The sequence below is a fragment of the Thiomonas sp. TH-17 genome (genome assembly GCF_057473305.1).
This window is the reverse complement of the sequence record NZ_JBYCKI010000226.1, coordinates 1-6,193: the sequence shown is the minus strand read 5'-3', so window position 1 is coordinate 6,193 and position 6,193 is coordinate 1. Positions and strand designations below refer to the sequence as shown.

Here is a 6,193-nt window from a genome sequence, read left to right as displayed (position 1 = left end):
CGCGGGCCTGGGCCGGCCGCAGGCGGCGCTTGATGATCTTGCCGTTGACGCGAATCTGGTCGGTCGGCAGGATGCGCTGCCCCAGATGCGCCGGTTCGCCGTTGACCGAAACCCGCCCGGCCAGGATGAGGTCTTCCATCTCGCGCCGTGAACCCACACCGCTCTGCGCCAGCACCTTATGCAGCTTGGGCGCATCTTCGGCCGGGGCCAGTACGCGGCGCACGATCTCGGCGGTTTCCGCCGCCTGGTCGTAAGTGCCCGAAATCACATCCTGAATCTGCACGCCGACCAGCGGCGGGGCCGCGGCGGCGGCGGGCGCTGTCGCGCCAGGCTGCGGTGCCTGCGGCTCGGTCTGGCTACGCGGGCTTTTCGGTGAACGTGGTGGACGCGCCGCGCGCCTGGGCTCAAGCGGCTGCTGCGGCTCAGTCTGCGGGCTCGCCTCTGCGGCTTCTGCCACGCCGGCGTCTGCACTCTCGGCGCTTTGCGTATCAGGTTCAGGCGGCAAAGCAGTCACCGCTTCAACCGTGGACGGCGCAACAGCTTCGCCAGACTCCGGCGCTGCGCCCTCTTCGGTGCTTGCAGCCGCAGTCTTGCGCGCCGTGCGGCGAGGGGCGGCGCGGGTCTTGCGCGCTGGCGGCGTATCGGCCACGGCCTCGGGCGCGGGGTTGAGTTCGGGGGAGTCAGGCGAGTCGGTAGAGCTCATGGTGCTGTCCGTTCAAGGTCAGTCGTTCGGCAGCGCACCTTCGGGCGCACTGCGGGGCATAGAGGCCGGCTGCACGACTTCGGTCGTTTCAGACGGAGGGATGGTGTTCATCGGGTTCAGCATCGGCCACGGCAGGGGCTGGCGCTTCTTGCGGAGGGGTTTCTTGCGGGGCTTCCAGACTCTCGATTTCAGGCAGGCGCTGCTGCAGACCGTCGAAATTCGGCAGCATGTCGCCGCGCTCGCCCAATAGCGGCAGGGCGTCGAGGGTTTTCAGTCCGAGATCGTCGAGGAATTGCGCCGTGGTCGCCAGCAGGGCCGGACGGCCCGGCGCTTCGCGGTGGCCGATCACCTCCACCCAGCCCCGGTCTTCAAGCTGACGGATGATCTGGGCATTGACCACCACCCCGCGAATCTCTTCGATGTCGCCCCGGGTCACGGGTTGACGATAGGCGATGATGGCCAGCGTTTCCAGCACGGCGCGCGAATACTTTTGCGGCTTCTCGGGATAGAGCCGATCGAGGAAAGGCTGCATCTCCGCCCGGCTCTGAAAGCGCCAGCCCTGCGCCAGTTGCGCAAGCTCGACGCCGCGCTCCTGCCAATCGCTGCGCAGTTCGTCGAGCAGCGCGCGCACGGTGTCTGCGGCGATCGTGTCGTCGAACAAGCGCCGCAGTTCAGCGACGGAAAGGGCTTGGGAAGCACAGATCAGCGCGGTCTCGAGGACCCGCTTGGCCTCTTGCGTGTTCATAGATACCCGGTAAAGGGCGGCATCAGCCGGAACTCGTCCGCTGTGCCGCAGGTGCCCAAAGGCGGGCGCGATGTGTCAATGCGTGGCGCTCAATCAGCGCCCCCAGAATCAGGCCGTACCCGACCCGTCCCCTTGGGGATCAAGAAAACTCGGGACGGCCCCGCGTTTCCCTGACAGTTATGAAGCAATTTTAATACGTCTGCGCAGCGCACTTGCCGCTCACGCTTCAGGCGGCAGGGGCAAGCTCTGCTGCCACGGGCGGATAGAACGCGTCGGCGTGCAGATCGTTCTCCGGCAGGCCACGTTCCAGCAGTGACGCGCTGATGGCCTCGACCATGCCTGGCGGCCCGGCCAGATAGACCTTGGAACCGGCAAAGTCGGCCACCTGTTCCAGCAGATGCGCGGCGAGCGGACGATGCACGGCCTGCGGCGGATCTCCCGCTTGCACCTCGTCCAGCGAAAGGTGGTAGCTGAAGTTGCGGTAGCTGCGGCGCATCTGCTCCATCTGTTCCAGACCATACACATCGGCCTGATTGCGAAATCCGGCAAACAGCACCACGGGTTCGAGCTTGCCGTTGTCGAGCGCGGTCTGCGCCACGCTGAGCATGGGCGCCAGGCCGGTGCCGCCGCCCACGGCATAGAGCGGCCCTTGGTGGCGCGGACGGAAATAGCTCGTTCCCATGGGCCCGCGCACCAGCAACTGCGCGCCAGGGCGTATCACGCCCCCCAGCAGGCTGCTCAGCGCCCCGGTCGGGGTGCGCCGGATGTGAAACTCCAGCAGATCGTCATATTCCGCATCGACAGGCGTGCTGGCCATGGAGAAATCGCGCGCGATTTCCTGCCCATCCACCTCGACCACGATCTGGGCATACTGGCCTGCCGAAAAGGTGAACGGAATGCCTTCCATATCGGCGAACTCGATGTGCAGCCGCAGCGCGAAAATATCCTGCGTCAACGGCTCCAGCGCCACCACGCGGCACAGCAATTTGCGCTCGGGGTGCGCGATCAGATCGTCGCTATCGGTCAGCCGGATGGTGATGTCTTCGCTCAGAATGGCACGGCAGGCCAGAATGATGCCGCTGTCCCGCTGCGCATCGGGCAGGGCCTTGGGATCGTATTTTTTCAGCTTGACCTGACCCGACTCGAGCACGCACTTGCACGAACCGCATTCCCCCGACTTGCAGGAATAACGAATCGGCACCTGATGCCGCCGCAGCAGCTTCAGCAGGTTCTCGTCGGGGTCGGCAAGAAGATCAGTCTCTGAGGGAAGAACGTGTACGCGGGGCATGGAGTGAATGCTTTGAAGAAACTCGCCGGGCCGCCCCAAGAGTTTCTTGCCCCTTGAGGGGAAAACCGAGCGAAGCGAAGGTTTCGGGGTGGGCTTAAACAGCGACTTCGCCCGTCTCGCCGGTACGAATACGCACGACCTGCTCGACGCTGGTGACAAAAATCTTGCCGTCGCCAATTTTTCCGGTACGCGCCGCCTTGACGATGGACTCGATCGCCCGCTCGACCTGGTCTTCCTTGATGACGGCCTCGACCTTGACCTTGGGCAGGAAATCCACCACATATTCGGCGCCGCGATACAACTCGGTATGCCCCTTCTGACGGCCAAAACCCTTGACTTCAGTCACCGTCAGGCCGGTGACGCCAATCTCCGCCAAGGCCTCGCGTACCTCGTCGAGTTTGAACGGCTTGATGATGGCGGTGATGAGTTTCATGTCAGGGCTCCTCGGTGTGATTGAAAACGGAATTTAACTGCGGATGCGCGAATCGGCAGAATTCAGAACGATTCCCGGAATTTTGAGGTGATCGGATAGCGCCAATCGCGGCCGAATGCGCGGTGCGTGATGCGGATGCCCGGAGGAGCCTGCCGCCGCTTGTATTCAGACAGTTTGAGCAGGTGTACCACGCGCTCGACATCGGCCCGGGCGTAGCCTGCGGCCAGCACGGTTTCCACCCGCTCGTCCTGTTCCATATAGCGCTGCAGAATGCCGTCGAGCACGTCATACGGAGGCAGGCTGTCCTGATCGGTCTGATCGGCGCGCAGCTCGGCGCTGGGCGCGCGGGTGATGATGCGCTGCGGAATGACCTCGGCCTCGCCCATAGCGGCCGCGTGCGCGTTGCGCCACCGGGCCAGCTCCCAGACCAGGGTCTTGGTCACGTCCTTGATGACGGCAAAGCCACCGGCCATGTCGCCGTAGAGCGTGGCGTAACCCATGGCCATCTCGCTCTTGTTGCCGGTGGTCAGCACGATGCGTCCGCTGTTGTTCGACAGGCCCATGAGCAAGGTGCCGCGAATGCGGGCCTGAATATTCTCCAGCGTGGTGTCGCCGGGGTGCTCCTGCAGCAGCGGGGCCAGCGTGGCGCGGAAGGTCTCGAACAGCGGGGTGATGGGCAGCACGTCGTACTGCACGCCCAGGCGATGCGCCATCTCGGCGGCGTCGTCAAGCGAGATCTGCGCGGTGTATTGCGACGGCATCATCACCGCGCGCACCTTTTCGGCGCCGAGCGCATCGACGGCGATGGCCAGCACCAGCGCCGAATCCGCCCCGCCCGACAGCCCGATGAGCGCCCCTGGAAATCCGTTCTTGCCCAAATAGTCGCGCACCCCAAGCACCAGCGCCGCGTACACCTCGGCATGATCGGACTTCAACGGCGCCACATGCGCCGGAGTCTGCTTGAGCACCTCGCCGCCGGCCACATCGACGCGCAAGATGTCTTCGACGAATTGCGGCGAGCGTGCCACGAGATCGCCTGCGCGGTCGAGCACGAAAGACGCGCCGTCGAACACGATCTCATCCTGCCCGCCCACCGTTTGCGAAGCGACCAGCGCCATGCCGTTTTCCAGGCAGCGCTCGCGCATCACCCGCTCGCGTTCCGCCGTCTTGCCGCGGTGGTAGGGCGAGGCATTGAGCACCAGCAGCACCTGGGCGCCGGCCGCGCGGGCCATGCGCGGCGCATGCGGCAGCCAGGCGTCTTCGCAAATATTGATGCCGAAATGCGTTCCCCCGGCCTCGAACACCACCGGCTGATCGCCCGGAGCGAAATAACGGCGTTCATCGAACACCTGATAGTTGGGCAACTCATGCTTGCAATAGGTCGCTTCGACCACGCCGCCCCGCAGCAGCGACGCCGCGTTGCAGGCCACCGCCTGCTGGGTCGAGGCGATCCGTGGCGCTTCGGCGGCGGCCAGCCCCAGCGGATGCCCGACGACCAGCGCCAATTCCGGCAGATCCGACAGGTCATGCGCAAGCTGCTTCAATGCGGCAGCACTGGCTTGAAGAAAGGCCGGGCGCAGCAACAAGTCTTCCGGGGGATAGCCGGTCAGCGCCAGTTCCGGGGTGACGACTACGCGCGCGCCCTGTGCGTAAGCGCGCTGCGTCAGGCGTGCGATCTGCGCCGCATTGCCCGCAAGATCACCCACGGTCGGGTTGCATTGAATAACAGCGAGTTGGAGAGTCATGGCTGAGGATTTTCGCACCGAGTTGTCGGACGCGGTGAGCGCACTGCCCGCCGCCGACTGGGAGAGCCTGGTCGCGGCAACGCCCGGCACCACGCCGTTTCAGCGCCATGTCTGGCTGAGCGCGCTGGAGCAAAGCGGCTGCGTGGGCGCAGAGACTGGCTGGCAGACCGTGGTCGTTTCGCTGCGGGATGCCAGCGGCGCGCTGACCGCTGCCTGCGTGCTGTATGTGAAATCGCACTCCTACGGCGAATACGTTTTCGACTGGGCCTGGGCCCGCGCCTATGCCGAGAACGGCCTGCCCTACTACCCCAAACTCCTGCTCGCCGTGCCCTTCACTCCCGTGGGCGGCGCCAAGCTGCTGGGGCGCGACGCCACCGCGCGCAAAGCGCTGCTGAGCGAAATTCTGGCCATCGCCCAGCGCAGCGGGTTCAGTTCGCTGCACGCCCTTTTTCTCGATCCGCAGGAGGCCGAGTGGTGCGAAGCGCTCGGCCTGTTAGAGCGCACCACCCTGCAGTTTCACTGGCGCAACCCTCCTGCAGAAGGTGCTGCAGTTTGGCCCGATTTCGAGGCTTTTATCGGCAGTTTGCGGCACGATAAACGCAAAAATATCAAACAAGAGCAACGCCAGGTGCGCGATGCCGGAGTTTGTTTCCGCGCCTTTGTCGGGGCAGAAATCACCGAATCGCACTGGGATTTTTTCACCCGCTGCTATCAAACGACCTACGCCCTGCACGGCTCTGATCCCTACCTGAACGGCGCTTTTTTTCAGACCATCGGCGCCTATATGCCCGAGCACTGTCTGCTGTTTGTCGCCGAACGAGACGGCCAGCCCGTGGCCAGTTCGCTCGTCCTGCTCGACCCGCAAAGCCGCATCGCCTACGGTCGCTACTGGGGCGCCGTCGCCTACATTCCCGCCCTGCACTTCGACGCGTGCTATTACCAGCCCATTGCCTGGTGTCTGGCCCACGGCTACACCACCTTCGAAGGCGGCGCGCAGGGGGAACACAAAATGGCGCGTGGACTGCAACCCGTCGCCACCCGCTCGGCGCATTGGCTGGCGCACCCGCAGTTTTCGCGGGCGGTGGAAGACTATCTGGAGCGTGAATCAGCCGCCCTCGCCGAGCATCAGAACAGCCTGCAAGAGCGCCTGCCGTTCAAGGAAGTGCAGTGAACCCGCGGCGCTTCAGGCCCGCTGCGCCAGCTGCTTTTCGATGAAGGCGAGTAAACCCGCGCTGGCCTGCTCCACCAGATCGAGTACCCGCTCGAAATCGCGTTCAGT

6 protein-coding genes are annotated in these 6,193 nt (G+C 64.6%); 1 reads left to right on the top strand and 5 read right to left on the bottom strand.

What is annotated here, in order from left to right; translation table 11 throughout:
• The 5 genes from AC2VLV_RS13430 to AC2VLV_RS13410 form a co-directional block, all read right to left on the bottom strand.
• Nucleotides 1-703 (bottom strand): S4 domain-containing protein (locus AC2VLV_RS13430; protein WP_486990455.1); only part of this gene is annotated, 703 nt, incomplete at its 3' end.
• Nucleotides 704-791: 88 nt separating this feature from the next.
• A complete protein-coding gene (gene scpB / locus AC2VLV_RS13425; protein WP_486990454.1) occupies nt 792-1,448 on the bottom strand; it encodes an SMC-Scp complex subunit ScpB in 657 nt (218 codons plus the stop codon).
• A gap of 226 nt (nt 1,449-1,674) precedes the next feature.
• Nucleotides 1,675-2,736, bottom strand: a complete 1,062-nt coding sequence (locus AC2VLV_RS13420; RefSeq protein WP_486990453.1) for a 2Fe-2S iron-sulfur cluster-binding protein — start codon at nt 2,734-2,736, stop codon at nt 1,675-1,677.
• Between the two features lie 94 nt (nt 2,737-2,830).
• Nucleotides 2,831-3,169 (bottom strand): P-II family nitrogen regulator, encoded by a 339-nt coding sequence (locus AC2VLV_RS13415; RefSeq protein ID WP_013106163.1) that lies wholly within the window; start codon nt 3,167-3,169, stop codon nt 2,831-2,833.
• A gap of 62 nt (nt 3,170-3,231) precedes the next feature.
• A complete protein-coding gene (locus tag AC2VLV_RS13410; RefSeq protein WP_486990452.1) occupies nt 3,232-4,914 on the bottom strand; it encodes an NAD+ synthase in 1,683 nt (560 codons plus the stop codon).
• Here AC2VLV_RS13410 and AC2VLV_RS13405 point away from each other — a divergent pair.
• Nucleotides 4,913-6,085: a GNAT family N-acetyltransferase gene (locus AC2VLV_RS13405; RefSeq protein WP_486990451.1), complete on the top strand. Its 1,173-nt coding sequence runs from the start codon at nt 4,913-4,915 to the stop codon at nt 6,083-6,085. The two genes, AC2VLV_RS13410 and AC2VLV_RS13405, sit on opposite strands and share 2 nt — an antisense overlap.
• The last annotated feature ends 108 nt before the right edge of the window (nt 6,086-6,193 follow it).